Here is a 24,937-nt window from a genome sequence, read left to right on the forward strand (position 1 = left end):
CCGGCAACCGGCAACCGGCCACGCCGGGCGTTCCGAAGTGAAGGCCCGGCAACCGGTGATCCGGTTCCGAAGCAGCGCGTACCCGCGGTGTCAGAACACGAGGGCGACCTTCCCCGTCAACTGGCCGCGGCGGAAGCGCTCATGTGCCGCTCGCACCTCGCGCAAGCTGTACTCGGAGTCGACGCGTGCCTTCACGTGGTCCGCGTCCACGATCCCGGCCAGCTCGGCGAGACCCGCGCCGTGCTCGCGTACCTGGTTGACCGTGGTCCGAACCGCGCGGTGTGACAGGTCCGGCACCGGTCCGGCCTGGGTCGCGATGGAGGCGTAACGGCCCTTGTCGACGACGGCGTCGGTGACGAAGGCGCCGAAGGTGTCGAAGACGGCGTCGTAGGCGGCTGCGGGCAGCGCCGCGCTGTCGGTCGTGGCCCACTCCGCCCCGAGGTCGCGAACCACCTCGACCTGAGCCGGCCTGGACACCAGCGCGTCGACCCGCGCCCCACGCGCGCGGGCAAGCTGCACCGCCAGCCCGCCCACCGCACCGGCCGCCCCCGCCACCAGCAGCCGTTCTCCTGGGCGGAGGTCCAGCCAGTCCAGCGTCTGGGCGGCGGTGAGGCCGGGCAGTGGCAGCGTCGCCGCCTCCACCAGGCTGACCGTCGAGGGGGCGACGGCGAGGGTGTCGGCCGGCATGGTCACGAGGTCGGCCCAGGTTCCTCGACCGGTGTCAAGCTGGTGGGACATCCCGAAGACCCGTTCACCGACCGGCAGTCCGCTGGTGCCGCCGTCCACGACGATCCCGGCCAACTCCCAGCCCAAGGTCATCGGCAGAGGTGGGGCGCCCTCTCCGATGGCCCCTTCGCGGGTCTTGTCGTCCACGGGGTTGATGGCGGAGGCAATGACGCGCACCAGCACCTCACCGTCTCGGGGGCGAGGTGCGGGCGCCTCCGCCAGTGTCAAGACCTCGGGGCCGCCGAAGCGGTCAATCCGAACGATACGCATGCCCAACTCCCTTAGTGTTCGACCGGAATCCAACAATAGGGGCCTGCGGATCTCCACGCTCCTCATGGGCCGGCGACCGGTGCGGTAGCGGCGTACCGGGCTTCAGCGCCGCGCCAGGGCGAGAACGCTCAGCCCGAACATCAGGACGCCCAGGGGGAGGTGGACCGACGGTACGTGCGCGATGCCGAGCGCGACCTGGACCGAGGCGAGGACGAGGAAGCCGACCGCCTGCCAGACGGGCCGGGGCGAGCCGCCGCCCGGCTTCCATGCCAGCACCGCCGCGAGCACGTACAGCACCGACGCCCCGAACATCACACGGGCGCCAGCACTGTGTAGCGTCTCTCCGTAGGACGAGGTCAGCAGCAGTCCGGCGGAGACCGCTTGAAGGAAGATGGTCAGGGTCTGCAGGGCGATCGCGATCCGCAGAAACGAGAAGCGGCGCTGTGCCGTCGCCTGGGTGGCCATGCCACGGTCCCCTTTTCCGCCCGGGGGCAGTAGATCGACAGGGTCTTACCAGTCCGACGACACGGCCCTGCGGAAGGTAAGGCGAGGAGGCGGTCGGGAGCATGGGGATGGCCGGAACACGCACCGATGAGATAGCCGGCGAGCGGCGCCAATTGCTCAATGTCGCCTACCGGCTGCTCGGTTCGCTGGCCGAGGCCGAGGACGCTGTACAGGAGGCGTACGCGCGCTGGTACGCGCTGCCCCGAGGCCGCCAGGAGGAGATCGTGTCCCCTGGCGCCTGGCTGACGACGGTGACCGGCCGCATCTGCCTGGACGTGCTCGGCTCGGCGCGGGCCCGGCGTGAACGCTACGTCGGCGCATGGCTGCCCGAGCCGCTGCCCGACCGCGCCGAGTGGGCCCACGGCCATGGCGCCGACCCCGCCGACCAACTGGTCCTGGACGAATCGGTGACCATGGCCTTCCTCGTCGTCCTGGAGTCGATGACGCCCGCCGAGCGGGTGGCGTTCGTCCTGCACGACGTCTTCCGCTATCCCTTCGCCGAGATCGCCGGCGTTCTCGGCCGGACCCCTGCGGCCTGCAAGCAACTGGCGGCCTCCGCCCGGCGGAGGGCAGGCGTCGCGCGCGCTCCTATGACGGCAGTCGAGCGGGCCGACGCGGTTCGGCAGGTCAAAGAGGCATGGGAGACGAAGGACATCGCGGCCCTCGTCGACCTCCTCGACCCGGCCGCCGTGATGACCGCCGACGGCGGCGGCATCGTCGGCGCCGCCCTGCGCCCGATCGAAGGCGCCGCGCGCATCGCCCAGTACATGGTCGCCATCGCCGACAAGGCTCCGGGGCTCGAACTCCTGGTGCGGTCGGTCAACGGTGTGCCGGGCTTGGTGGCCCAGTATGCGGGCGTCGTCATAGCCGTCGCCTCGTTCGAGGTCGCAGACGGCCGCGTCACCCGGATCTGGGTGGTGCGCAATCCGGAGAAGCTACGACCGTGGGCGCGGGACGGCTGACGCTTCGGCCGGAAGTCCGTGCGCCGGTGAGCGACGGTGGCGACCGATGCCCGCGAGCAGCCCGGGCACGCCTCCATGGGAACCTCCATCACCGCGGGCCGCAGTCGCCCCGCCAGCACCGCACGCAGCCCACCCACCGTGAGAATCCGAGTAGACGAGCTGCCCGACCATGCTGGGTGAGCCAGGGGTGAAGGAAAGGTCGATGTCCAGTCCGCGTGCCTGGAACTCGGCGCGCTAGCGCTCGGGGTCGGCGTACAAGTCGACGACCGTGACGATCAACTCGTCACCCCGACCGCTGGAACGCCGGCGCGCCGCTGGGGGCGAGCGGCGCCGCCTCCTGCGGATCCTGACGGGCGTCGCCACGATCTCCGCCATCAGCTCCTGAGCGCCACGCCCCTGTGGTGGCGCGCTGGGAGCGGGGTCGATGGCCGCCAACATGCGATCGACCTTGCTCACAGGCTCTCTCCCCTCAGTTCGGCGGCGGGTGTTTCACGCCGGCATCGGCCCGTTCCGACGGCCCCGGGCCGCCAATGCTGGTGGAAGGGTCGGCTCGGAGCGGGCAATCACTGTTGTCCATGTTTCCCGGCAAGAGAGACTTGCATGACCATGTCCCTGGACGGAGCGATCGCCGATCCTGAGCGGTTCGCCACCGTCTTCGATGCTCACTACGAGGAGATACGCCGCTACGTCGGCCGCCGCCTCGACATCGACATCGCCGAGGACCTCGCCGCTGAGACCTTCCTCATCGCATTCCGCCGGCGCGGCAGTTTCGACGCCGCCAAGGGCACCATCAGAGCCTGGCTGTACGGCATCGCCACCCACCTCATCGGCAGGCACCGGCGGGCCGAGCTCCGGCGCTATCGGGCACTGGCCAGATCCGCCTCGCCCGCCGCCGACGACGGCCATGACCAGCGCGTGGTGGATCGGGTCGCCGCCGGGGTGACCGTTCAGAGGCTCTCGGCCGCGCTGGCCGGGTTGTCGCGCGGTGAACGCGATGTGGTGCTGCTCGTCGCGTACGGCGAGCTGACCTACGAGGAGGTGGCCGCGGCGCTCGGCGTCGCCTGCGGCACCGTCGCCTCCCGGCTGAGCCGGGCCAGGGCCAAACTGCGTGACGCGTTGGGAGTTGAGGTGTGATGAAGGAGTTCCAGCTCATCGACGAGGTGATGCCGGACGCGCCACCCGCCGACCAGGCCAGGGCGATGGCGGTCCGCGCGCGGATGCTGGGTGACGGCCGGCGACACCGCCTGCCTGCCTGGTCCAGGGTGGCGCTCACGGCCGCGGCCGTCAGTGTGGTCCTGGTCGGCGGCTTCATAGCCGCGCCCCTGCTGGGCGGGCCCGGGACCCGAACGGCGACGACGCTGGGCCCGTCCGCGGTGCTGGAGGCGGCGGCGGACCGGCTGGCCGCACGACCGGCAGGCACCGGCGCCTGGTGGCGGCGGGAAATGGTGCAGGTATTTCGGAGCGAGGCCGTGTACGGCTTCACGGTCGAGCAGCGGGTCGAGGAAGTGCTGTGGGTGAACCGAGAAGGGGAACAGCGGACGGAGCGGGGAGACGTCACCGCCGAACCGCTCACCCCCGCTGACAAGCAAGTGTGGAAGGACTCCGGCTCGCCGAAGCTCTGCGAGCCCAGCGACGACTGCCGGCTCGGCCGGGTCTTCTTCTCCCCTGTGGACCAGGTCAAGCCCGTGGCGGGCCTGCCCACCGAACCCGAGGCGCTCACGACCGAGCTGCTGAAGCACTTCCCCGTGAGTGGCGTGGAGAGTCAGGAGACGTGGCTCTGGGCCGTCGCCAAGTGGCTGCTCCTGGATGCCGAGATCACCCCGGGCACGAGGGCGGCGCTCTACCGGATGCTCGCCGATCTGCCGGGCACCCGGGTGGCCGACGGTGTCACCGACCCCGACGGCCGCACCGGAGTCGCGCTGACGTACGGCGACCCGAACACGCTCGGGCAGATCGTCATCGACCGCGACAGCGGCGACCTACTCGCCCTCCAGGACGAACAGTTCCCAGCGGATGGCGACGCGAACGTCGGCCCGGTCAGCTCGTACATGGTCAAGCGACTGGGCTGGACCGACGAGGCACCTGGGAGTGACTGAGGCCGCCCCGGCGGGCACAGGCTCAGCTACATGCTCGAGGACGCGCCGGGGGCGACGCCTGCAACGGGTCGCCCCCGGAGCACCCTGAGGTCAGAGGTCTGCTCGTTTCCCGGAAGCAAGTTCGTTCAGGAGGTCGCGGTCGCTCTCGTTCTGCGCCGCTGGACTCGGCCTCCGTCAGCAGCGGGGCATCGCGCTGTCCGACCGCAACCGACACCCCCCGGCCGCGGCCACCTGGCAGCCCAATTCGCGAAACCGTTCGACCTCCCGTCGCAACGAATGTTCCAGATCCCCTGGATTGCGGCCGACCGCTGACCGCGATTCTCCATAGCGTCGGCAGCATGATTCCCAAGTACGCGAAAGAAGTGAGGCTGACCTCGCGGCCTCAGGGCGACGTGTGCGAGGAGCAGTTCGAGATCGTCGAGAAGACGGTCGAGGCAGGGCAGGATCGCAGCCTGGTGTTCTGCGCGACCATCGGAACCCGCTGGACCGCGTCACCCGTTCGTCTCCATCATGACTGACCAGGACGTCGTCCCCATCGAGACCATCGCCGATCTCGTCGGGCGCGAGCGTCGCAGAGGGGGTCTACCGGTTCCAGCTCAGGCCGGTGATTACCAAGCGAGATCGCCTTCCGCACCGAGAGTGACGTCGCCCGCGCTGGACGTCATGGCGGCTTTCACGCTGGAGACGATCACGTTGCCTGTCTCCGGCTTCACCGGTGGCGCTTTCCGGGCCAGGATTGGTCGCATGAGCGCAAATCCCGGGCGTCCGCGCCTGTTACGTGAGCTGAACGATCGCGCTGCGGTGGAGTTGCTGGCGTCGTCCGGGGTGCTGACTCGGGCGCAGGTGAGCGAGATGACCGGGCTGTCGAAGGTGACGGCCAACCATGTCCTGTCCCGATTGGAGGACCGTGGCCTGGTTGTCAAGGTCGGCGTGCAAGAGGGGGGACGTGGCCCTTCCGCGGCTCTCTACGGGCTCAACCCGGGATGCGGCTATGTGATCGCGATCGAGGTCTACCTGGACACGACCTCCGCCGTTCTTACCGACATCACAGGGCGCGTACTGGCGGAGACGACGGTTTCGACCGACGTCGCCGCGGATCCGGCCGAAGCGGTGTACGCGATCGCGGAAGACCTCACCCAGGCCGCACAGATCGACATGTCGCGAGTGCAGGCGTGCGTGATCGCCCTGCCCGCCGTCATCGATCCCGTGACCAGCAACATCCGCTTCTGCTACGACATGCCCGCGTGGTGCGGGAATGTGATCGAGGTTCTGCGCCAGAGGCTGCGACTGCCCGTCACTATCGACAACGATGTCAACCTCGCCGCGATCGCCGAGCGCGCGGCGGGAGTCGCGAGCGACGTACGCGATTTCGTACTGGTCTGGATCGGACGTGGGCCTGGATCGGCCGTCATGGTGGGCGACCAACTGTTGCGGGGGACGGCGGGCGCGGCTGGTGAGCTCGGCTGGATGCCCGTCCCCGGCGCGGCCGTGAGCGACGGCGGCTTTGATCGCAGCCGTCATGAGGTGGGCGCCGCCTTCCAGTCCCTGGTGGGCTGGCAGGCGGTGCAAGAACTGGCCAAGAGGCACCGGATCGCTGCCGAGGATGCCGCACGGAGCGTGGCGGCCGCCACGGGGAGTGTTGCCGGGGCGGCGTTTCTTGATGAGTTGGCGCGGCGGATCGCTTTGGGGGTCGCTTCTATCTGCACCGTTCTGGATCCTGAGCTTGTTGTGCTGGCAAGTGATGTCGGTGCCGCGGGAGGTGGCGAACTGGCCGGTCGTGTTCAGCGGGCTGTCGCCGCCATGTGTCTGGCCCGGCCTCGGGTGGGGGCGAGCACGGTTCTGGACTGGCCAGTGCTGCGCGGGGCCGTACTGGTCGGGATCGGCCAGGCGCGTGAGCGGGTGTTCTTCGGCGATCTGTGATCAGGATGCGCGTGATCGTTTCCCGGTCGGGCTTTCCGGGGGCTCAGCGTGCTGCGTCGGGCATGCGGACCGTTAGGCAGGGATGGTCCTCCGGAGCAGCGGGGCCGAAATGCAGGTGCCCAAGGGTGGGGCACACAGGCAAGATCTCAGCATGTCCACCGACATCAGTGGGATGATCGAGTGCCGACCGGGTGCCCGCCTTTGGGGTCCGGAAGATGAGGACTCTGTGTGGCAGGCCGCCATCGACCTCTTCTTGCTCTACCGGGGCAACGCGTACGACGGACTCGCCTGTCTCTTCGGGATTCGCAACACCTTCGGCTTTCGCCCTGTGGCTGAAGGCCGCGGCTTTCCGTGTGACGCCTCGGAGGGGCTGACCAGTGAGTTCGCCGTCTATGGCGGACCTGCCGACGTATTCGGGACGACGTGGCTCACTTGGGCCGAGGTCGCCTCTGTGGACTGGACGGAGACGGACAGCTCCGGCAGGCGAAGCCGCGGCATGGTCGCAGGCGACGAGAGCGACTGGGGCCGGGTGTGGAGCGTGATGCGCACGCTCAGCGAAGTGCACGGCGCGCAGGACGTACGGCTCGTCGTCTGGTTCCACTGATCACACGGGCTGGTCAGCCACGCGCCGTGCGTCCGCCCCGGTCCGCTCTACAGATAGTCCGTCTCATGTGGCTCCCGACTCGGCTTTTCTCAAGCCTATCCGCCTATCGCGTCTTTCGGCTCCGAGCGCATTCCTCGGGGGCCGATGAGTTCGTCGGCGACCGCTCCAATAATGCGCAGGCGGCAACGTTATTTGTCGGAGTCTGCTGGCATCATGACGACATGACCATGCAGCCCCTCGATATCTCGTGGCTCCGCGGCGAATACGCCGAAGAATGCTACAGCTTCATCTATGTCCGTGCCACGCCTGAACAGGTGGTTGCACGTCTCGGTGGCCGATGGGAGGACTTCACGTCAGGCCCCTTCCTCGATGACGCCGATTACTACTCAAATGGACCTCTCGGCGTCACCTCCTTCGGCGATTGGACGTTCGTTTTCGATCCCGACTGGCTCGGCACTGACGAGGACGTGATCACCAGGCTCTCCGAGGGCACCCGTCTCGTCTCCCAAGCCGCACTCGGCATCAAGTACATGGACTACTTCTATTGGTGCGAAGACGGTGAGATCAGATTCGCCTGGGGAGGCGATGACGGATATCTGACGGAGATTCCGGACGAACTCGTGGACGCGATGGCAGAGATCGACAGGCTGTTCCCATCGTCTATCCGGCTCTTCGAGGGGCCGGCCTTCCTGCTCGCAGAGCACCTGACCGGGATCAGAGCGACGGAGACCCTCTTGAAGGGCTCCACGTTCATGTGGGGCACCGTCCCCAAACCAACCAAGCCGTAGCCCCCTTGGCCTGCCCATCTGCCGTCGTCCCACCCACGAGGTAGCGGGGCAGCCACGGGGCTGCCCCGGCCGCGCCTGGCGCCAGGGCCGTGATGGACCGTAACTCTGGCGAGAGCCTTCATGGCGCAGCACTGCGTGCTGTCTGAGGAAGCCCGGCTTGACGGGTGTAATGCCGATTGGAGTACGTCGGGCGCGCACATACCCCAACCGGCTCGTGATCAGCTTCCGTCCGGCTCCGTCATCATTGGCTCATCGGACTCTGCGTTCACGGGTGTGCAAGGTGCTATCGGGCTGCCGGCCTTGGCCAGATAAGTACCGAGCCACCAGGCCATTCCCGGGTGGTTGCCCAGCCGGAACTCCAACACCAGCGTCTCCCCCTTCCTGATGTAGCTCGGGGAGATCACGAAGGTGTCCCGGTCGATCGGTCTGGCGGCGTCCGCAGAGCGCCAGTTCTCCGGCGCGTCGAACTCCTTGAGTTCCTGTTCGGTCATGTTCTTGGTGCTCGGCGGGTCGTAGGCCAGGTCCGCGCCGGCGAAGCGGCCACGGGCGCACTGCTGGTCCGCTTCGGTGAACGTCACGTCGGCCAAGATTCCCTCGGCCTTGAGCTTGGCCTCCAGCCCCTCAGAGTCCCGGAACTCTCGGACCGTCACCTGAACGGTGCCGTCGAGCTTCTTCACCACGGCGTACGCCGCGCTCTGTGACCCGGATCCCATCGGTACCGCCACCAGCGCGACCGCGGCGATGCCCGCGACTGCCGCCCCCGCCAGCAGGCAACGACGCAGCGGGGAAGGGCCGTGCCGCGGTGCCGCCGCAGTGGTCGCCGGGGACGGGTGGACGTGTTCCGGCTCAGCGGCACGCCTGCCGGGCAGCCAGGACGCGCGGCGGCGCGCGGGCGGCGTCGCGACGATCTCCTCCAGAAGTTCCTCCACACCCTGGCTCAAGGCGGGCTCGTCGTGATCGGCAGCCGGGTCAATGGTGGCAAGCATGCGGTCGATCTTGTTCATCGAGTTTCTCCTCTCAGCGGGGTCATCACAGGGGCCTCATCCGTCGTGCCGAGTAGCCGGGCCAGTCGTTTACGCGCTTTGTGCAGCCGAAGCCGGACGGCGGTGCTGCTGCGGCCCAGCACTGTGGCGATCTGAGGGCCGGTCAGCCCTTCCCAAGAGGCCAGGGCGAGCACCTCCCGGTCGGACGGGTCCAGGGCGGCGAAGGCGGCGTGAATCGCCTCAGTTCGTGGATCGGCGAGCGTGGTCTCCCGGCGGACGGCCAGTTCGCCGCGGAGCCGCGCGGCCAGCGCGCTGCGCCGCGACTCCCCGCGCCGGTGATTGGCCAGGACGCGGCGGGCGGCGCCGTACAACCACAGCAGAGCGGCATCCCCCTCCGGGACGTCATCCAGCCGCCGCCAAGCAGCGAGAAAGGTCTCCGCGATCACATCAGCGACGTCGTCAACCGAATCGGTACGGCGGAGCGCATAGCGCCGCACTGCTGGGTAGCAGGCGCGGTAGAGCGCCTCGAAACGATCTCGCGCGCCGAAGAGCCCGCGTGGATCTTGCACAGGTGTCTCCTCGTCGAAGAGTGGCGGAACACCTCACTAGGTGTCCGGCACCTCCGCCAGTGTTTCCTGCCCTGCTCACACGCATAGCCAGGTCGCCGGCGTACGGGTCGCCGAGCAGCCGGGCCACGGCGGCCAAGACCCCGCCGTCACACTGGTCGATGTCGACCAGGCGCGGCACCGGCCGGGACTACGTCTCACTGCTGGAGGCGGCCGGGCGCGACCGGCCCGGAGAGGCCGCCGCACGAACGCCTGGCCTGTCCTAACGGCAGCCGATGGGCACTGTGGCACGGACGTTCCAGCGGTAGGCCCACTCGGGGTCCAGGACCCGGTTCTGTACGATCAACGCCACCTCATCTACGTCGACGCTCGTCGAGTCGGCCTCGACCGTGTTCAAAGCGTCGACGTAGGGTTTTGCCGGTCCGGGGGTGTTGAAGTAGGTCAGGCTCACGTGCGGACGGAATCCCTTGGCCTGCTCGGCTGCCGTTGACGCGTTTCCAGTGACTTCGACGATGCCGTTCCTGATCTGGTCCCAGATCTGGTGCAACAGTTCTGCAGGACTTGGAGCCAGGACCACGGCTTCGCCGACAACGGCGGGTCGATGGAAGGTCAGCTCGATGGGAGCGAGTTGACCTAGGCGTACGCCTACCGCCCCGATGACCTGGTCGAGCTGTTCGTCAGACACCTCGTCGGCCCACCCCACGGACTGCATGGTGAGGTGCAACCATCGAGCCGGGATGGGGTTGTGACCATCGATCATGGCAAGGGCGGCTTGACAGCGCTTCGCGAGCTGCTGCAGTTCTGGGACCCGCTCAAAGGTCAGATGTCACGTGTAGACCAGGCGGCCAGGCCGCCATCCTGGCCGTGGCCACCAGGGCGACCGAACCTCGTCCACGTTCTCGATGAGATCACAACCTGGTGTTCCGCACGAGCGCCGGCACCCACGGCCCGGTGATCATCGAGGGTGCCCACATGATGAACACCATCTTCGGCGACAGCCGACACGGGTAGAGAATCCGACCGACTCACCTGTTGGTGGGGTGTTCACGAGCGTGGTTTCGCAGCGACGATGATGTACGGGCAAAGATCGCTTCCCAAGATCGGCGTGATCGTTCCCAGCTCTCAGGTGCTGACAGCGCTCCGCAATGCGGCACGCGTCGGCGTGGGACCGGGAGGTCATGCATCACATGAGGTTCAGGGGCCGTCGGACCAGATGTACCAGGGGCCCGTGAAGTGCTCGTAGCTTCCCTCTTCTGGCGCTGGTGCCCGGCCCGGGAGATAGGCGAAGCCGTACCTTCTCCAATTCATCGTGAGCTCGGTGACCGTGAACCTCGCTCCACCAGGGATCTTCTCCACATCGTCCACGAAGTACAGGCCCCACCATCGATCGCCGACGTACTCACTGCGCGCCGACAGGGCGTGGCGCTCCAGGCTCGGCTCCGACAGGGCGAAGCGCGCGCGAAGGGGCGCGTCGACTTTGACGAGCAGCACAGTACCCAGCACCAGTGCGAGCGGGACGAACATCCACCGCGCCCACCCCCGCCCCGGACCCAACATCCACGACCAGGCAACGGCGAGCGCCACCCAGTACGGCACCAATGCCAATGCCCAGACGGACAGGCCGGGAGCGCTCACCTCGAAAGACGTCAGGAGCGAGCCGAGCCCGATCGCCCCGGTAAAGAGCAGAGCACGGCGGTTGCGAGTCGGGCTCATAGAGCGATCTTGCCCGACACCAGGACCAGGCGCAGCAGATCATCTCCCTGTACTCGCCCGACCTCGCCCACCAGGACAAGTCCGGCCGGGACTGAGGGGTTACGAAGGTCCCGGACAAATGATCACCATGGCCATGGCCGCGAGCACGAGCGCGGCGGCGATGGCCGACAGCGTGACTAATCGTCGGCTCATGCCCCCAGCGTGGTCTGGGCTGCCGGTTGGTGGCGCGGGGCGGCAAGGTCGTGCCCTTGGGCCCACAGGACCAGCACCGTCCAGGCCAGGCCGGCCAGGCCGCAGATCGACTCCGCCCCATCCAGGTCGGGCCCGCCGACGAGGTCGAGTACGCCGATGACGGTGAACCCGCCGTACCCCAGCACCCCCGCGCCCCGCGTGTACTGCCGGTCGCGGCCCAGCACCCGCATGAACGCCAGCACGACCACCCACATCACCGCGGAGTCGATCATCACCGCTTCTGCCCAGATCGACGACGCGGTGACGTGGAGCAGCCACGTCGTTGCCGTCGCGACGTAGAGCGCCACGCGCAACCGCCGCGTCTCCCGGTCCTGCTGGGGCGGCGGCCCCGCCAGCGGCCCGCGCAGGATCTGCCAGATCCCCCACGCCCAGCACAGCCCGGCCAGGACCAGGAGGAGCAGGTTCTGTCCTGTCGCAGCGGCGCCTTCGGTCACGGTCGTGAACAGCGTCAGCCACCACAACGGGCCGAGGTCGCCAAAGATCAGGGCGACGGCGACCGTCAGCGCGGCGCCGTACAGACCGGTGACGAGCAGGGCGGGCAGGGCTGAGCGGTGACGACGTAACACGGGAGGCGTCCTGGGGGTTCGAAGGGAATGCGAAGCGAACACCCTATAATTGATCATGAGGGGTGACGCCAGGCAGAAGGCATCCGTGGGCGCGTTTGAACGCCACGCCGGGGTGTCCACGAACAAGGTCCCCCCGGGACGGAAGCGCAGCACAGAAGAGCGTTCCCCAGATAGGCCCTCGCAAGGGGCCGCCTGGCCCTGCGGGGAGCCCTCGACTCGCTGCTGAGAGCGGTGGCTGATGATGTCGTGGCCGGCGTCCTGATCGCCGACTTGCGCATGAGTCGGATCTATCACGCTTACGACGGCGGAGCGGACTGCGCTCTCCAGGACTCTGCGGCGAGGGACCGTCTCAAGACGGCGCACACCGAGTGGTTGTCGAGCCATCTGGCGGGTCCGTAGTCGCAAAGGGAGAGCTGTGCTCGGTTGCGAGGGGCCGCTGCCGATGTGTGTCTTCACGCGAGCCGCAAAGCCATCCGCGGTTACGACTCGCAGGCGTCATGTGACTCTTTGCAGTCGCAAGTCTCCGCTGGTCACGTACGGCACCAGTTTGCCGAGGTCGGGCCAAGATCCCGCCCGATCGCGACGATCAGACGGGATCCCGTCAACCTCAGTCCAGCCGTCTCAAGAACGGCCCCTGGTGGGGTGTTCACAAGTGCGTCTGGCTTGGGATGCAGAGGGGAGCTTGAAGATCGCTTCTCGAGGACGGCGTGATCGTTTCCCAGGTTGGAGGGACCGCCGGTGTCTGGCGATGGTCATGTGACTTGATTGCGGCACTGGCCTCGCTTGTTCCTCCCGGTTTGCTAGGGTCCGTGCGTGATCTTTCGTGGCTGGTGAGGCATGGGCTGGCGATGGCAGGTATGTCGATGGTGCACTGGTCGCACGGGTGGCTGGCCGCCGCAGCGCATCTTCTCCAGCGGTGGGGACCTGTGGACACCGAGACCGGGCTGGCTGCCTTCCGGTTCGCCGCGATCAGCGGGACGGCGGTACCTGCAAAAGAGCGTCCCTGGACGACTACACCGGAGCCGACCGAAATCGCCCAATGTGGAGGTTTCCCGCAGACGTTCACTGATGCAGGGCACGCCGGGCACCGGCATCCGGTGGCCGTCCAGCCGCTGAATCACGCGCTGGACCTTGGCCGGCGGGAAGGGGGCTGGACGGCGGCCCGGCCGCCGGAACAGGTCGCCCATGAGGTCGGCCTGCTGCTGACGAGCCAACTGAACGCCGGTTCCGGAAAGTTGGGTGAACCCGCCAGAGAACTCCTCGCCGAGCTGGTCAGGAAGATGTTCGTGCAGTCGTTCATGGACGACTGGGTGCGTGTGACGGTGGCTGCCCGCCCGGACGGTCCTGCGCTCAGCGACGAGGTGCATCTGCTTGGTCGCGACCTGGGCGGCGGAACCTTCCGGTTGTCGGTGACTTCCGCCACGTCCTTGTCCCCGCTTCACGAGGCTGGACGCTGGCCAGATCCCGCCCGTCTGCTGACCCGAACGACCGACCCGCGCCGCACCCTGACCGAACAGCAGTACCGGCATGCGGACCTAGGCGTTCGTGCCGCGTGCGCTGCGGAGGTGCTCGGCGAGTACGTCTGGCTGACCAACAACGACCGGATGAAGGTCACCGTGAAGGTCGAATCCCACGGCCTGAATCTCGACTGCCAGTCTCCGGACGCTGATGCCGCGTTCCGCGCCTGGTGGTGTGAATCTGCGCCCTGCGCTGACCTGCTGCGCGAGGAGTGGTGGGAGGACGAGGAGATCACTGGTCCCCTCCAGTTGGACGAGGAGGCTCTGGCCAGGTTCCTGGCGGACTTCGAGCAGCACAATCTGGAGCTGGCCAGAAGCGGTGCCTGGGCGATGCGGCAGATCGACGATTACGGTCCCGAAGACGATCCCCAATCCCGCTTTCCCGGCGACCGCCTGGTGGCCCTGCTGGGTCGCGACCTGTTCGGCATAGTGACGCGGCAGGTCTCCAGCGGCCTCAGCAACGTCCGTCCTCTCGCATATGGAATCGGCGTGCCGTTCGGCATCGGCCCTGACGACTATGGGTTCTACGGATGCCTGCTGCTGGTCGGTCCTGCCTTCCTCGGACTGATCGCCATCGAAGCGATGGCCTGATCCTGGTGGCGTCGCGCAGGGCTGGCATCACTCGGCCGGAAACGGCCCACCCGAGTACGGCTTCAGCGCCACCTCCACCGTCGGCTCCCATGACACGGCTCGGTGCTACCGCCGGTGTGACTTTGCTGGGCGGCAGCCCGCCAGGGTGTGGCGGCCGTTGCCGTCCGGTCGTGGGACGAGTCCGTAGAAGATTCGTGGCGCGCCGTCGAGGGTCAGCGTCGCCTTGCCGTCGGCGACTGGCACCTGCCGGACCTGCCCGATCGCATTCACCTGTTGCACGACGGCGTTGGCGGCCGCCACGAGCGGGGTCTTCGTCGGCCAGGGGTCCACCCAGACCTCGGGTGCCGGGAAGTGCCAGTCGGCGCGCCGGCCGGCGGTGTTCAGCAGATAACCGTCAGCCCGGTTCCACAGCACGACCGCCGGGCCTCGGGGCGTGTCGAACCACAGGCCGAAGGTCAGCGGATCGGCGAAGGTCAGCCGGCCTCGGAAGGTGGCCTGGTCGAAGGTGCGGGCCGCTGTCGCGTACGCCAGCAGGGACGGTTTCGGGCTGAGATCGCGGTTCATGAGGCCGAAGTGGTACTCGACGTTGTCCGGATCGGCGACCTGCGGCATGCCGAGCACGCTGTCGTGGAATTGGTACCAGCAGACGCACCGGATTCCCTCGGCCTTCGCCAGGGCCAAGGTGAGCAGCACGTTTTCGGCGGCGTGGCGGTATGTGTCGTGCCACCAACTGTTGGGCTTGGTCGCCGCGTACGCCTCGGTGAGCCAGATCTCCTTCTCGCCGTGCTCGGCCATCAGCGCTTTGAGCTGCCGCAGGCCACCGTAGAAGTTCCAGTACGTGCCGTTGCCGCCGGCGCTCCAGTCATCACCGGGCGGAACGTAGTCCGGGGTGAAGTTGCCGCGTCCCGGGTGGTAGGCGAAGGCGTCGATCAGGTCCCAGCCGCCGGCCGCGATGAAGTTCTCCACCCACGGTTTGTCCATCCCGGCCAGCCCGTTGTTCATCAGCTTGACGGCGGCACCGGTGGCCACCCGCCGATCGAAGACCGGGCGCAGCGCCTTGTCGAGGTAGTCCTGCGCGGCGGCACCGGTGTTGAACGGCCGGTTCAGCTCGTTGCCGACCTCGAAGTAGCCGGCGCCGGCGCCGACGGCCACCGCCAGTTTGTCCGCGGCCCAGGCGGCCGCTTCGCTGTCGGTCACGGTCAACGATGGCTGCAGTTCGATGTTGTGCCGGATGTCGCGCGCGTCGAAGGCGGCGGGCGGCAGGCCGGGTCCTCCGTCGTACGCGATCCGGACCAAGCTGATGCCGACCCGCTGCCACAGGTCGAGGACGGCATCGGCGCTCGGCCGCTGTAGCCAGGGGTAGTTGGCGATGCCGAACATGCTGTTCGCGCCGGCCTGATAGTCGTACGGCGGTAACACGGCGAGGTTGCTCCGGGCGAACGCCTCGTCGTCGCCTGCGCGGGCCACCACCTCGGCCAGGGCTATCCCATCGGCCGGCGCGGGCAGGGTGAAGGTGTGCTGCCAGGTGCCAGCTGCCGCGACGCTGCCGGTGACGGTTGTGGTTGCCAGCATTTCGCCGTCGAAGTCGCGTACCCACAGGTCCAACTCGACCGACCGGGCGTCGCCGCCGTTGGCCACCAGGACGGTGAGTTCCATCTGTTCACCGGACGATGCGAACAGGTTGAAGTCGCGGTTGGTGGTGAGTTCGATGCCGAGTTCGCGGCCCTGGCCGATGGTGGCAGTGGCTGACGGGCGGGTTTCGGAGAAGAAGAAGTCGGCGCGGCTGGTCCAACCGCCGGCCGGGTCGGCGACGCCCGGAGCGTGGACCCAGGTCGCGTTCGTCCACGCTTGGCGGGACCGGTCGAGCAGGAACAGGCCGTGCAGGCTGTCCCAGGTGGAGGTGTGCGCGACGCCGAGGGTGTCTTCGTACGGGATGCCTCCGCCGGCGTCACGGACCCAGGCGGTGATCGGGATGTAGTCGTCGGGCGCCGTCGGTGCCTGGATCGCCCGGCTGAACAGAAAACCGTCGGGGACAAGGGTGCCGGCCCCGGTGACCCGCCATTCCAGCCGGGCGTGGGAGGTGGACAGGCTGAACCAGCCGGTGACGGTGGTCGGGCCGGCGGCGGCGTCGAAGGTGTAGTCCATCCTGATCGCGGGCGTTCCGCCGGTCAGCGCGCTCAGCGTCGGGGTGCCGCCGGTGGACAGATGGATGCCGGTGACGCTGTCCTTGACCTGGAACTTGGATCCGGCCGACCGGGTCACGCCGGCAGCGTCGCGGATCGCGAGCCTGCCGCCGGGGCTGGCCAGCAGGCTGATGCCACCGGCGGTCAGGGTGACGTCACCGGCTGCGGCGTGCGCGGTGATCGGGGTCGGTTCTGCGACGAGTACGACACCGGCCGCAAGGGCCGCGCCGAGGAAGCCGCGGCGGGTGAGGGCGGGCCGGGGGGAGGCATCGGGCGTCATCATCTGCTCCCGTTCTAGGCGCCTTGATAATACGCATCTTCAGCTAGGTAAACGGCACGTTTCCAGATGCTGCTCCCAGTGTCAACAGGTCATTGCGCTCTTGTGTCGTCATGCGTTATGGTCGCCGCCAGTTGGTGAAGATACGCATTATCAGGATGGAGTGGCAATGCCCTCGAAACGCCGCCGGGTCACGCAGCGCGAGATCGCCGAGTTGGCGGGCGTCAGCCAGACGACGGTGTCGGTGGTGCTGAACGACCGCGACGGTTCGAACGTGCGGGTTCCGGAGGCGACCCGGGCGCGGGTCAAGCAGGCCATCGAGCAACTCACGTACGTCGCCGACCCGGCGGCCCGGCGGCTCGCCGGTCTGGACAACCAGATCATCGGCATCTTCACGTACGAGGCCGCCCTGTCCCCTGAGAGCATGGACTTCTACGGTCCGCTGCTGAACGGGATCGAGCGGGCAGCCGAGCGGATCGGCTGGGACCTGCTCTTCTTCACCTCCTCACCCGTCGAGAACGGCACCCGGAGTCTGTTCCACCGCAAGACCCGGCTGCGGCTGACCGACGGGTGCGTCCTGCTCGGTCAGCAGATGGTCGCTTCCGAGCTGGAGCGGCTGGTCGCCGAGCAGTTCCCGTTCGTCGCGATCGGCCGCCGGGACGAGACCGCCGCCGCAGTGCCCTACGTGGCCATCGACTACGTCACCCCGACCACCGCGCTGATCGATCAGGCTGCGGCGGGCGGACACCGGCAGGCGCTCTACGTTCACCGCGGCCGGAACACGCCGACCGCGCGGGACCGGCAGGGCGTCGTCGAGGCCGCTTCGGCGGAAGGACGGCTGGCTTTCCTGCTGGTCGGCGAGGAGAGGATCGCCGAGCTGCCCCGCCTGGCCAGGGCGACCGAGGCCACCTTGATCATCACGGAGGACGCGTTTCTGGCCGAGGACGTCGTGCACGCCCTGCTCGGCGCCGGGGTCGCCGTGCCGGACGAGATGTCGGTCGCCGCTCTCGGCGAGGTGTCCGGCCACCGCATCGACGGCCGGGCGATGGCCGGCTTCCACGTCCCCCGGCAACAGCTTGCGGCCGAGGCGCTCGATCTTCTGCAGCTCCTGATCACCACGGACCCGCAAGAGTGGGCCGGTCTGGAGACCCGGCGGCTGCTGGTCGCCGAGGTCGAGCCAGGGGACACCATCGTCACGCGGACGGACGTGCCGTCATGAACACCAGGATCACGCCCCAGGTGGCGATCATCGGCGGAGGTCTCGGCTCCGTCGCCGCCGCGCTGGCCCTGCTGCAGCGTGGCCACCGCGTGGTGATCACCGAGGAGTACGCCTGGCTCGGTGGACAGCTCACCTCCCAGGCGGTGCCGCCCGACGAGCACATCTGGGTGGAGCAGTTCGGCGTCACCGCCCGCTACCGCGCATTGCGCGACGGCATCCGCCGCTACTACCGGGATCACTATCCGCTGTCGGAGGCCGCCCGTGCCGATCGGGAGCTCAATCCCGGCCGCGGCCGGGTCAGCAGACTGTGCCACGAACCGAGGGTGGCCCATGCGGTGATCACCGCGTTGCTGGCGCCGTACCTGTCGTCCGGGCGGCTGACCGTTCTGCAGCCCGCGGTGCCCGTCGCGGCCGACGTGAGCGACGCGGTGATCCGCACGGTCACGGTCGCGAACCCGCGGACCGGAGCAGAGACCGTGATCGCCGCCGAGTACTTCCTGGACGGGACCGAGACCGGCGACGTGCTGCCGCTGACCGGGACCGACTACGTCGTCGGGGCCGAGGCGCGATCCGACACCGGCGAGCCGAGCGCCCCCGAGGTCGCCGATCCGAGCAACGTGCAATCGATCGCGTGGTGTTTCGTCTTCGATCACGTCGCCGGCGATCACACCATCGCCAGGCCGGACGACTACGAGTACTGGCGCTCGTTCGAGCTGCCGTTCTGGGGTGCGCCGATGCTGTCGTTCGTCGCCCCGAATCCCCGGACGCTCGTGCCCGAGGAACGGACCATGCACGTCAACCCGATCGGAGACGTCACCGGGGACCCCCGGTTCGACGCCGGCGACCAGGATCTTTGGCAGTTCCGGCGGATCGCCGCCCGGCAGACCTTCGCCGACGACTTCTACGACAGCGACATCGTGCTGGCCAATTGGCCGCAACTGGACTACGTCGGCGGCTCGATCATCGACACCGACGACCGGCCGGCACACCTGGCCGCGGCGAAGGCACAGTCCCGCGCCTACGCGTACTGGCTGCAGACCGAGGCGCCCCGCCCGGACGGCGGCCGCGGCTGGCCAGGGCTCCGGCTGCGCGGCGATCTCGTCGGCACCACCGACGGCTTCGCGCAGGCGCCGTACATTCGTGAATCGCGACGGATCAAGGCGCTCACCACGGTGCGTGAGCAGGACATCTCGATCAAGGCCCGTGGCTACGACGGACCCGCCCGGTTCGACGGCTCGGTGGGCGTTGGGATGTACCGGATCGATCTGCATCCCTCCACCGGTGGTGACAACTACATCGACGTCGAGTGCGCGCCGTTCGAGATCCCGCTCGGCGCGCTGGTCCCGGTGGCCACCCAGAACCTGGTGCCGGCCGCCAAGAACATCGGCACCACCCACATCACCAACGGCGCCTACCGGCTGCATCCGGTCGAGTGGAACATCGGCGAATCGGCCGGCGAGCTCGTCGCGTTCTGCCTCGCCCGCGGCCTGAGCCCGCAACAGGTCGCCCTCGACGCGGAACTCGTCGATCGCCTTCAGAGCAGGCTGACCGAGGCCGGGGTCGAACTCCACTGGCCGCAGATCGCCGGCTACTAGCAGGTATCCAGGCGCGCTGGCGCCGAGAGCACGTAAGGACCCACACGATGAACACAGCAAGGAAGTTGTTCGGCGCGGTCGCGCTGACGACGGCTCTGGCGCTGACGTCCGCCTGCGGCGCGTCGAGCACCGACACGGAGGCGAACGCGACCGGCGTCCAGTTGCGGATGACGGTCTGGACCTCGAACGAAGATCAGCTCAAGCTGTTCGACACGATCGCCGCCGCGTACCGTGCCCAGCGTCCGGAGGTCTCCTCGATCACGTTCGAGAGCCTGCCCTTCGCCGACTACAACACCACCCTGACCACCCAGATCGCCGGCGGCAACGCCCCCGACCTGGCCTGGATGGGTGACCTGTCGAGGGACCTGATCGCCTCCGACGCACTGGTCGGCCTGACCGACAAGCTGAAGGCGACCGACGGCTGGAACTACGACGACCTGCTGGACAGCGCGACCAAGGAGTTCAGCCGGGACGACACGCTGTACGCCTACCCGTTCTCGAACTCACCGTTCGCGCTGTACGTGAACACCGACCTCCTCGAGGCGGCCGGGCAGAAGATCGACCCGGAAACCCTGACCTGGGACCAGGTCGCCGCCGCCGGCGCCGCCGTCCACGCGAAGACCGGCAAGGCCGGCTTCGTCATCCGGGACTTCGACTACAAGTCGTGGAATACGCTGGCCACGGTGTGGACCGGCTTCGGCGCGGCGGCATGGAGCCCGGACGGCAAGACCTGCACCTTCGCCGGCCCCGAGATGCAGCGGGCCTTCACCTTCCTGCACAACGCCGCGTTCAAGACCCAGGCCATGCCCGGCCCCGGCACGAAGGCCGACTTCTTCGCCGGCGACGCCGCATTCACCGTCGCTCAGGTCTCCCGCGCCTCGCTGCTCGACGGCAAGTTCACCTTCGCGCTGCACCCGCTCCCGGCGGGCCCGATCGGCCGGTACGCCGTCCTCGGCCAGGCCGGCGTGGGTGTCCTCGCCGCCGGCAAGCACAAAGAGCAGGCCGCGGACTTCCTCGCCTACCTGACGAACCCGGTCAACGCAGAGAAGCTGGCGCAGTTCTTCCCACCGCCGCGCAAGTCGCTGCTGACCGGCGCGAAGCTTGCCGCCAACAACGAGGTGCTGTCCGCCGCGCAACTGCAGGAGGTCGTCGTCGACCAACTGCCCAAGGCCGTCACGCTGCCCAACCACACCAGCCCGGCCGAGATCGCCCAGAAGGCCACGACCGCGCTGGACGCGATGTGGAAGGCCGACGCCGACATTCCCGCCGTCCTGAACTCGGTCTGCGCCGCCATCGATCCGATCCTGACCAAGTAATGGCTACGCTCACGAAGGAGCTTGGCAGGTCCCGGGCGGGCGGCGCCCGGGGCACGCCCCGGCCGTCCTTTTGGACCACCCGTCGCAGAGATGCTCTGACCGGCTACCTCTTCATCGCACCGCAACTGGCCGGGGTCGTGCTGTTCGTGCTGATTCCGGTCGGGCTGGCGATCTGGTACAGCCTGAACGACTGGAACGTCTTCACCGGCGAGCAGACCTTCGTCGGAGCCGACAACTACGCCGCCCTGGCCGCCGACCCGCAGTTGCCGTCAGTGCTACTGGCAACCGCCGTCTTCTCCGGCGGAGTCGTGATCCTCAACATCGGCCTCGGCCTGCTGATCGCCGTACTGCTCAATCGCCGGTTCCGCGGAGCGACACTGTTCCGCACGCTGTTCTTCTCCCCTGTCGTCGTCTCCGTCGTGGCCTGGACCCTGGTCTGGGGGTTCCTGCTGCAGGACAACGGCGGCATCAACGGTCTGCTCGCCGCGATCGGCATCACCGGGCCGAACTGGCTGCAGCACGGCGACACCGCGATGCTGTCGGTGATCATCACCCAGGTGATCCGCAGCGTCGGCGTCAACATGGTGCTGTTCCTGTCGGCCTTGCAGGGGGTCCCATCACAGTTGTACGAAGCGGCTCGGATAGACGGGGCAGGAAGCAGGGTGATCTTCGCGAAGATCACCCTGCCGCTGATCTCCCCGACAGTGCTGCTGACCGCGATCATCACCATCGTCGGCGCGTTGCAGTCGTTCGCGCAGATCGCCGTCCTGACCGGCGGCGGCCCGGAACTGAGCACCACGGTGCTGGTCTACTACGTCTTCCAGCAGGCCTTTGAATTCAACGACATCGGCTACGGCTCGACGCTGGCGCTGATGCTGCTGTCGTTCGTCATGCTGCTGACCCTGCTGCAATGGCAGCTTCGCCGGAAGTGGGTCTTCCATGAGCAGTAAGTCCGTGCGGCCCTCAGCGCTGCCTGCACTGGCGCGAAGAGCGCTGCTGGTGGCGGCGCTCGCCGTCCTGGCCATACCGTTCGTGGTGCCGACGGTCTGGATGGTGAGCGCTTCGGTCAAGCCGTTGCCCGAGATCTTCAAATCCCCGCCGTCGCTGTGGACCGACGAGCCCACGCTGTCGGCATACACCGAGGTGTTCACCTTCCAGCCGTTCGCCCAGCAGTATCTGAACAGCGTCTACATCGCCCTGCTGGTCACACTGATCACCCTCCTGGTCTCCAGCCTCGCCGGCTACGCCTTCGCCCGGATCCGCTTCCCGGGCGCGAACGCCCTGTTCGTGGTGGTGCTCATCGGTCTTCTGGTGCCCAGCGAGGTGACGATCGTGCCGCTGTTCCAGATGTTCAAACGGGCCGGGATGATCAACACACATTGGCCGTTGATCCTGGTCACCGCGTTGGCCGCACCGTGTGTCCTGGCCACCTTCATCATGCGGCAGTTCTTCATCGCTCTCCCGGCCGAGTTGGAGGAGGCGGGCCGGGTGGAAGGTCTGGGCCGCCCCGGCATCTGGTGGCGGATCTGTCTACCGCTGGCCAAGCCCGCGTTGTCCGCCGTGGCGATCCTCACCTTCCTCTCCTCGTGGAACCTCTACCTGGAACCCACCGTCTACCTCACCTCGCCGGAGTTGTTCACGCTGCCACAGGCGCTCACCCGATTCACCGACGCCTACGGCGGCGAGATGTGGAACACCCAACTGGCGGCCGCCACCATGACGGTGCTGCCCGTCCTCATCGTCTTCCTCATCGCGCAACGCCAGTTCGTCGAGGGCCTGGCCCACTCGGGGCTCAAATGAGCGAGCCGTGACGCGACGGCTGGCCGATGTCGCCAAGTACGCCGGCGTCAGTGAGGCGACCGTGAGCCGGGTGCTCAACAGCCGCTCAGGGATCTCCGACTCGACCCGGGACGCCGTGCTCGCGACGCTTGACGACTTCGGGTACGAGCAGCCGGTGAAATTGCGCGGCCAACGCCCGCGCCTGGTCGGGCTGGTGCTACCGGATCTGCTCAACCCGATCTTCCCGGTGTTCGCCGACGTTGTCGGGGGCGCCCTGGTCAGGAAAGGGTTCACGCCGGTGCTGTGCACGCGTACGGACGGGGGTGTTTCCGAGGCGGACTACATCAGTATGCTGCTCGGCCAGCAGGTGTCCGGCGTGATCTTCGCCGGCGGCAACTATGCGCAGGCCGATGCTGATCACGATCACTACCGGGTGCTGCTGCACCGCGGATTGCCGGTGATCCTCATGAACGCCGCGACGGACGGCCTCGGCTTTTCGCGGGTGTCCGCGGATGACAAGGTGGCGGTCGCGCAAGCGTACGGCCACCTGCGCAGCCTCGGTCACGAGCGTATCGGCATCATCGTCGGCCCGGCGGCCCACGTACCGTCGCGGCGCAAACTTCAGGCGTTCCCCGGCGACCCGAAGCTGGCCGAGCACGCGATCCTTTCGATGGAAGGCGGGCGCTTCGCGGCGTGCCGGCTGATCGAGCGGGGTGCGACCGGGTTGATCTGCGCCAGCGACGTGCTCGCCCTCGGTGCGATCCGGGGCGTCCGCAGGAACGGGCTGAACGTTCCGGATGACGTCAGCGTGGTCGGGTACGACGACTCGGCCCTCATGACCTGCGCCGATCCACCACTGACCACGATCCGCCAGCCGATCGGGGCGATGGGCCGGGCGGCTGTCTCGCTTCTCACGGCCGAAGCCGCCGGCAGCCCCACGGTCCCCCATGAACTGCTCTTCGACCCAGAACTAGTCGTTCGTCGCAGTACGGCACCGAGGCGGAGATCGCGACCGAGCTGATCAAGCCGGACCGGCCTGACGGCAGACCGAGACTGCGCTTGTCGGCGTGGACGCGGACGAGAAAGCCGGACCGGCTCGCGCCCCGTTGGCCAGGTGTACCGCCCGGGTGAGTTCCTGAGGCGCAGCAGCCCGTCGTCCACCCCCCGCACCACGACCTGGGTGCCGTACAGGCTGGTCGTCACCACGGCCGGGCCCGCTTGATCCGACGGCCGATCTCCTCCGCTTCCTCCAGCATGAGCACACTCCCCGGTCAGGATCGGGTTCGACACGCCTTCTCCGACAAGACGGTCGAAGAGCTGCTGCACCAGGCCCGCAGGCTTGTCGCCCCGCTCCGACACCGAACTGCTGCCCCTGCCGCTGGAACTACTGGGCGGGCTCATCCCGGTCGACCTCAGCCTCGCGCGCCTATTCGTCCACGTCCGGATAGTTCGACTTGCGCGCCAGCCACCACCAGCCGTCACCCAGCCGGCTGCACCACCAGTAATCGTCGAACGTGGTCGCGGTGAGATCACAGGGACTCACCCGCGCGGCGTCAGGCCGGTCATGGATGTAGAGGAACATGTTCTCCGACACTTCCTCGTTCGACAGTCCCATCATGAGAACACGTCCGGGATAAAGCTCGATCGGCACATCCTGCGTACTGAGATGATCAAAATGCAGGACATCGAATTCATCAGGCAGACGCACCCAGCCACCCGAAGGCGTGTCCGCCGACAGCTTCCTGTCCTTGGCCAGCTGGGCCAGCGCGGTGAACTTGCCGTGATGGACCGCGAACCACGTACGCCCGAAGATCCCGTTCCAAGGCAGCAGCACAACGGCGGCACTCAGAACGACTGCCGCGCCGGCCGCGACGTAACCGCGGATGTCACCACGTCGGCGTATGAGTCTCTGCGCCCACCACGACGTGGAAAGCACGGCCACGACGAACATGATCCCAAGGATCAACTGCTCGATGATCCGATCGTAGTACTCCAGCCACAGCAGATACCGTCCAGTCACGACCACGAGCCAGCTCACCACCATGGTCGCGGTCAACGCATGCGATCGCTTCTCGATCACGCCTCCAGCCCCGCTCGGCGAGCACCGCTCCACGTGCGGACGGCCTTCCGCCAACCTGTGAACCCAACCCGCGCACTGCGACCCGTCTCATCTAACGGGACACCGCACAACCCGCGGCCCTCCGCGACGTACCAGACCTTGAACGCCCTGTCGGTGAGGCGCAACGGACATCAAGCCCCAGCAGTCACTCAACCTTCGGTGAGCCACCGTAGCCGTCATCAAACTTCGATGACAATGCTCACTTTTCGCTGCGACAGGACATGAAACGACAAGATCCCGCCTGATCACGATGATCAGACGGGATCCCGTCAACCTCAGTCCAGCCGTCTCAAGAAGGGTCTGTCCAGTGATCGGCTCTGGCCCACTTTCGGTGGTGACGGACCGCGGTTAGCCGAGCAGGATGCGATGGCGGAGGAGTGCGAAGCCGGCT

General features: G+C 67.8%; 25 protein-coding genes. 15 read left to right on the forward strand and 10 right to left on the reverse strand.

Going from position 1 to position 24,937, the window contains the following annotated elements; genetic code table 11:
* Positions 1-90: 90 nt before the first annotated feature.
* Both ACZ6S0_RS26625 and ACZ6S0_RS26630 read right to left on the reverse strand, forming a co-directional pair.
* Positions 91-996 carry an NADP-dependent oxidoreductase gene (locus tag ACZ6S0_RS26625; protein ID WP_465922027.1) on the reverse strand — a complete coding sequence of 302 codons (906 nt, stop codon included), beginning with the start codon at positions 994-996 and terminating at the stop codon, positions 91-93.
* Between the two features lie 102 nt (positions 997-1,098).
* Complete coding sequence (locus tag ACZ6S0_RS26630; protein ID WP_465922028.1) at positions 1,099-1,461, reverse strand: hypothetical protein; 363 nt, start codon at positions 1,459-1,461, stop codon at positions 1,099-1,101.
* A 107-nt stretch (positions 1,462-1,568) separates the two neighbouring features.
* On the opposite strand from ACZ6S0_RS26630, the gene sigJ reads away from it, so the two are divergent.
* Positions 1,569-2,462, forward strand: coding sequence for an RNA polymerase sigma factor SigJ (sigJ, locus tag ACZ6S0_RS26635; protein WP_465922029.1), 894 nt, complete (start codon positions 1,569-1,571; stop codon positions 2,460-2,462).
* A 234-nt stretch (positions 2,463-2,696) separates the two neighbouring features.
* Here the strand turns inward: sigJ and ACZ6S0_RS26640 are convergent, their stop codons facing one another.
* Positions 2,697-2,918, reverse strand: coding sequence for a hypothetical protein (locus tag ACZ6S0_RS26640; RefSeq protein ID WP_465922030.1), 222 nt, complete (start codon positions 2,916-2,918; stop codon positions 2,697-2,699).
* Positions 2,919-3,062: 144 nt separating this feature from the next.
* Between ACZ6S0_RS26640 and ACZ6S0_RS26645 the strand changes: the two genes are divergently transcribed.
* From ACZ6S0_RS26645 to ACZ6S0_RS26670, 6 genes are all read left to right on the forward strand, one after another.
* Entirely contained in the window at positions 3,063-3,596 is a 534-nt protein-coding gene (locus tag ACZ6S0_RS26645; protein WP_465922031.1) for an RNA polymerase sigma factor, read from the forward strand.
* Positions 3,596-4,558 (forward strand): CU044_5270 family protein, encoded by a 963-nt coding sequence (locus ACZ6S0_RS26650; protein ID WP_465922059.1) that lies wholly within the window; start codon positions 3,596-3,598, stop codon positions 4,556-4,558. Before ACZ6S0_RS26645 ends, ACZ6S0_RS26650 begins: the two co-directional genes overlap by 1 nt.
* Before the next feature lie 338 nt (positions 4,559-4,896).
* Positions 4,897-5,076 carry a hypothetical protein gene (locus ACZ6S0_RS26655; RefSeq protein ID WP_465922032.1) on the forward strand — a complete coding sequence of 60 codons (180 nt, stop codon included), beginning with the start codon at positions 4,897-4,899 and terminating at the stop codon, positions 5,074-5,076.
* Positions 5,069-6,478, forward strand: a complete 1,410-nt coding sequence (locus ACZ6S0_RS26660) for an ROK family transcriptional regulator (protein ID WP_465922033.1) — start codon at positions 5,069-5,071, stop codon at positions 6,476-6,478. Before ACZ6S0_RS26655 ends, ACZ6S0_RS26660 begins: the two co-directional genes overlap by 8 nt.
* A gap of 151 nt (positions 6,479-6,629) precedes the next feature.
* Positions 6,630-7,082, forward strand: coding sequence for a hypothetical protein (locus ACZ6S0_RS26665; protein WP_465922034.1), 453 nt, complete (start codon positions 6,630-6,632; stop codon positions 7,080-7,082).
* 221 nt (positions 7,083-7,303) lie between these two features.
* Positions 7,304-7,870: a DUF6461 domain-containing protein gene (locus tag ACZ6S0_RS26670; RefSeq protein ID WP_465922035.1), complete on the forward strand. Its 567-nt coding sequence runs from the start codon at positions 7,304-7,306 to the stop codon at positions 7,868-7,870.
* A 218-nt stretch (positions 7,871-8,088) separates the two neighbouring features.
* On the opposite strand, the gene ACZ6S0_RS26675 is transcribed toward ACZ6S0_RS26670, so the two are convergent.
* The 5 genes from ACZ6S0_RS26675 to ACZ6S0_RS26695 all read right to left on the reverse strand — a co-directional run bounded on the left by ACZ6S0_RS26675 (position 8,089) and on the right by ACZ6S0_RS26695 (position 11,950).
* Positions 8,089-8,874, reverse strand: coding sequence for a hypothetical protein (locus ACZ6S0_RS26675; protein ID WP_465922036.1), 786 nt, complete (start codon positions 8,872-8,874; stop codon positions 8,089-8,091).
* Positions 8,871-9,422, reverse strand: a complete 552-nt coding sequence (locus ACZ6S0_RS26680; protein WP_465922037.1) for an RNA polymerase sigma factor — start codon at positions 9,420-9,422, stop codon at positions 8,871-8,873. The genes ACZ6S0_RS26675 and ACZ6S0_RS26680 overlap by 4 nt, the downstream gene beginning before the upstream one ends.
* Positions 9,423-9,681: 259 nt before the next feature.
* Positions 9,682-10,179 carry a 2'-5' RNA ligase family protein gene (locus tag ACZ6S0_RS26685; protein WP_465922038.1) on the reverse strand — a complete coding sequence of 166 codons (498 nt, stop codon included), beginning with the start codon at positions 10,177-10,179 and terminating at the stop codon, positions 9,682-9,684.
* A 434-nt stretch (positions 10,180-10,613) separates the two neighbouring features.
* The gene (locus ACZ6S0_RS26690) at positions 10,614-11,132 is read right to left on the reverse strand and encodes a hypothetical protein (protein ID WP_465922039.1); all 519 of its coding nucleotides are present in this window, start codon (positions 11,130-11,132) and stop codon (positions 10,614-10,616) included.
* Between the two features lie 188 nt (positions 11,133-11,320).
* Complete coding sequence (locus ACZ6S0_RS26695) at positions 11,321-11,950, reverse strand: hypothetical protein (protein ID WP_465922040.1); 630 nt, start codon at positions 11,948-11,950, stop codon at positions 11,321-11,323.
* 198 nt (positions 11,951-12,148) lie between these two features.
* On the opposite strand from ACZ6S0_RS26695, the gene ACZ6S0_RS26700 reads away from it, so the two are divergent.
* Both ACZ6S0_RS26700 and ACZ6S0_RS26705 read left to right on the forward strand, forming a co-directional pair.
* Positions 12,149-12,349 carry a DUF3885 domain-containing protein gene (locus ACZ6S0_RS26700; RefSeq protein WP_465922060.1) on the forward strand — a complete coding sequence of 67 codons (201 nt, stop codon included), beginning with the start codon at positions 12,149-12,151 and terminating at the stop codon, positions 12,347-12,349.
* A 527-nt stretch (positions 12,350-12,876) separates the two neighbouring features.
* Positions 12,877-14,058, forward strand: coding sequence for a hypothetical protein (locus tag ACZ6S0_RS26705; protein WP_465922041.1), 1,182 nt, complete (start codon positions 12,877-12,879; stop codon positions 14,056-14,058).
* A gap of 105 nt (positions 14,059-14,163) precedes the next feature.
* Here ACZ6S0_RS26705 and ACZ6S0_RS26710 read toward each other — a convergent pair whose 3' ends face one another.
* A complete protein-coding gene (locus tag ACZ6S0_RS26710) occupies positions 14,164-16,524 on the reverse strand; it encodes a hypothetical protein (RefSeq protein WP_465922042.1) in 2,361 nt (786 codons plus the stop codon).
* A gap of 163 nt (positions 16,525-16,687) precedes the next feature.
* Between ACZ6S0_RS26710 and ACZ6S0_RS26715 the strand changes: the two genes are divergently transcribed.
* From ACZ6S0_RS26715 to ACZ6S0_RS26740, 6 genes are read left to right on the forward strand one after another with little or no spacing between them, the layout of a single operon-like run.
* Entirely contained in the window at positions 16,688-17,737 is a 1,050-nt protein-coding gene (locus ACZ6S0_RS26715; protein ID WP_344893853.1) for a LacI family DNA-binding transcriptional regulator, read from the forward strand.
* Complete coding sequence (locus ACZ6S0_RS26720) at positions 17,734-19,332, forward strand: FAD-dependent oxidoreductase (RefSeq protein ID WP_465922043.1); 1,599 nt, start codon at positions 17,734-17,736, stop codon at positions 19,330-19,332. Before ACZ6S0_RS26715 ends, ACZ6S0_RS26720 begins: the two co-directional genes overlap by 4 nt.
* Before the next feature lie 47 nt (positions 19,333-19,379).
* A complete protein-coding gene (locus tag ACZ6S0_RS26725; RefSeq protein WP_465922044.1) occupies positions 19,380-20,648 on the forward strand; it encodes an ABC transporter substrate-binding protein in 1,269 nt (422 codons plus the stop codon).
* Positions 20,648-21,598 (forward strand): carbohydrate ABC transporter permease, encoded by a 951-nt coding sequence (locus ACZ6S0_RS26730; RefSeq protein ID WP_465922045.1) that lies wholly within the window; start codon positions 20,648-20,650, stop codon positions 21,596-21,598. Before ACZ6S0_RS26725 ends, ACZ6S0_RS26730 begins: the two co-directional genes overlap by 1 nt.
* A complete protein-coding gene (locus tag ACZ6S0_RS26735) occupies positions 21,588-22,448 on the forward strand; it encodes a carbohydrate ABC transporter permease (protein WP_465922046.1) in 861 nt (286 codons plus the stop codon). The genes ACZ6S0_RS26730 and ACZ6S0_RS26735 overlap by 11 nt, the downstream gene beginning before the upstream one ends.
* Positions 22,449-22,455: 7 nt before the next feature.
* Positions 22,456-23,448, forward strand: a complete 993-nt coding sequence (locus ACZ6S0_RS26740) for a LacI family DNA-binding transcriptional regulator (protein WP_465922047.1) — start codon at positions 22,456-22,458, stop codon at positions 23,446-23,448.
* 405 nt (positions 23,449-23,853) lie between these two features.
* On the opposite strand, the gene ACZ6S0_RS26745 is transcribed toward ACZ6S0_RS26740, so the two are convergent.
* Positions 23,854-24,507, reverse strand: coding sequence for a hypothetical protein (locus ACZ6S0_RS26745; RefSeq protein WP_465922048.1), 654 nt, complete (start codon positions 24,505-24,507; stop codon positions 23,854-23,856).
* Positions 24,508-24,937: the final 430 nt, after the last annotated feature.

The organism is Nonomuraea sp. NPDC051298, assembly GCF_055586305.1.

Excerpts from the sequence above, each read along its gene's own strand:
- ACZ6S0_RS26720 (WP_465922043.1), top strand. The coding sequence starts at position 17,734 with ATGAACACCAGGATCACGCCCCAGGTGGCGATCATCGGCGGAGGTCTC.
- ACZ6S0_RS26630 (WP_465922028.1), bottom strand. The coding sequence starts at position 1,461 with ATGGCCACCCAGGCGACGGCACAGCGCCGCTTCTCGTTTCTGCGGATC.
- ACZ6S0_RS26710 (WP_465922042.1), bottom strand. The coding sequence starts at position 16,524 with ATGATGACGCCCGATGCCTCCCCCCGGCCCGCCCTCACCCGCCGCGGC.
- ACZ6S0_RS26645 (WP_465922031.1), top strand. The coding sequence starts at position 3,063 with ATGACCATGTCCCTGGACGGAGCGATCGCCGATCCTGAGCGGTTCGCC.
- ACZ6S0_RS26670 (WP_465922035.1), top strand. The coding sequence starts at position 7,304 with ATGACCATGCAGCCCCTCGATATCTCGTGGCTCCGCGGCGAATACGCC.
- ACZ6S0_RS26685 (WP_465922038.1), bottom strand. The coding sequence starts at position 10,179 with ATGATCGATGGTCACAACCCCATCCCGGCTCGATGGTTGCACCTCACC.
- ACZ6S0_RS26625 (WP_465922027.1), bottom strand. The coding sequence starts at position 996 with ATGCGTATCGTTCGGATTGACCGCTTCGGCGGCCCCGAGGTCTTGACA.
- ACZ6S0_RS26650 (WP_465922059.1), top strand. The coding sequence starts at position 3,596 with ATGAAGGAGTTCCAGCTCATCGACGAGGTGATGCCGGACGCGCCACCC.
- ACZ6S0_RS26715 (WP_344893853.1), top strand. The coding sequence starts at position 16,688 with ATGCCCTCGAAACGCCGCCGGGTCACGCAGCGCGAGATCGCCGAGTTG.
- ACZ6S0_RS26655 (WP_465922032.1), top strand. The coding sequence starts at position 4,897 with ATGATTCCCAAGTACGCGAAAGAAGTGAGGCTGACCTCGCGGCCTCAG.
- ACZ6S0_RS26730 (WP_465922045.1), top strand. The coding sequence starts at position 20,648 with ATGGCTACGCTCACGAAGGAGCTTGGCAGGTCCCGGGCGGGCGGCGCC.
- sigJ (WP_465922029.1), top strand. The coding sequence starts at position 1,569 with ATGGCCGGAACACGCACCGATGAGATAGCCGGCGAGCGGCGCCAATTG.
- ACZ6S0_RS26725 (WP_465922044.1), top strand. The coding sequence starts at position 19,380 with ATGAACACAGCAAGGAAGTTGTTCGGCGCGGTCGCGCTGACGACGGCT.
- ACZ6S0_RS26675 (WP_465922036.1), bottom strand. The coding sequence starts at position 8,874 with ATGAACAAGATCGACCGCATGCTTGCCACCATTGACCCGGCTGCCGAT.
- ACZ6S0_RS26665 (WP_465922034.1), top strand. The coding sequence starts at position 6,630 with ATGTCCACCGACATCAGTGGGATGATCGAGTGCCGACCGGGTGCCCGC.
- ACZ6S0_RS26660 (WP_465922033.1), top strand. The coding sequence starts at position 5,069 with ATGACTGACCAGGACGTCGTCCCCATCGAGACCATCGCCGATCTCGTC.
- ACZ6S0_RS26735 (WP_465922046.1), top strand. The coding sequence starts at position 21,588 with ATGAGCAGTAAGTCCGTGCGGCCCTCAGCGCTGCCTGCACTGGCGCGA.
- ACZ6S0_RS26690 (WP_465922039.1), bottom strand. The coding sequence starts at position 11,132 with ATGAGCCCGACTCGCAACCGCCGTGCTCTGCTCTTTACCGGGGCGATC.